The following is an 876-nucleotide window of genomic DNA, read 5'->3' as shown; positions in this document are numbered from 1 at the left end:
TCTCGCCAATCACATTCAATTTAGTCTTAATGAAATCACTGTGGTCAACGTAAAGCAGCTCTGCGGTTTTACGGATCACGGCATCTTCCATTGGGTCTATCTCACCATCAGCGTGCGCCACTTCCCACATCGCTTGAATTAGGTCAATACGAACAGGTTGAGAGAGCTCGCGTAGTTGCGAGGTAAAGTCGTAGAGAGAAACGGATTGATCTACTTGCGGTTGTGCCTTCTCAAGCAGCTCCGCGGCTTCTTCTTCCGTTAGATCGAGTAGGCGCTGAATCAGCTTCAACTTTGCCGCTTGCTCGGTCTCATCAATTTGATGGTCCGCCCCAGCCACTTCACACAGCAAGCTTGCTATCGCGATATTGGGTGATGCTTTCGGGGTTTTACTAAGGTCTTGGCCTTCAATCAGTTGTTTGAAGATCGAAGTGAGGGAATTAAACATAACAAGCTCCAATAGTACGACGGCGAATAAACATCGAGTACTTACCGAATTGATAAAAAAGAGATATAGGTAAGCCCCTTATTATTAAATATTGGGCTTACCTTAGCTGATCGCAAGTGGATTTACACTATGTTGACAAAATTGTCGTTTGTAGGAAAAGCCATTCAGTACTAATCAGGTGACTTTGCCATCACCACTTAAGGTCGTGATAGAGATGGGTTTACCCGAATCATCAAGCTTAAGTTCACCAATTGCGCTACGGTTTGAAAGTCGGTAAAAGCTCTGATTGTCAGGGCTTCGCTTCTCGATTCTCAGACGCTTACGTTTGGTGAAGTAGTTCAGTATTGAACGTGGGCTGTAGAGTAGGCGATCACACACATCGCAGAACTTGAGTAGTGGCGCTGGGAATTCATTCTTAATTCCGCCACAGG

At 45.4% G+C, this 876-nt stretch carries 1 protein-coding gene and 1 pseudogene; both read right to left on the bottom strand.

The genetic code is table 11. The annotated features are described in order from the left end of the window. On the bottom strand, positions 1 to 445 hold a 445-nt coding region (locus KIV40_RS33400), incomplete at its 3' end, for a TerB family tellurite resistance protein (protein WP_285353701.1). A gap of 174 nt (positions 446 to 619) precedes the next feature. Continuing rightward, positions 620 to 876: pseudogene (locus tag KIV40_RS33395) on the bottom strand (alkaline phosphatase family protein); the annotation flags it as partial.

The sequence above is a fragment of the Vibrio sp. D173a genome, from assembly GCF_030248475.1.
The sequence above is the reverse complement of the archived record's forward strand: the minus strand, read 5'-3'. Positions and strand labels throughout refer to the sequence as shown.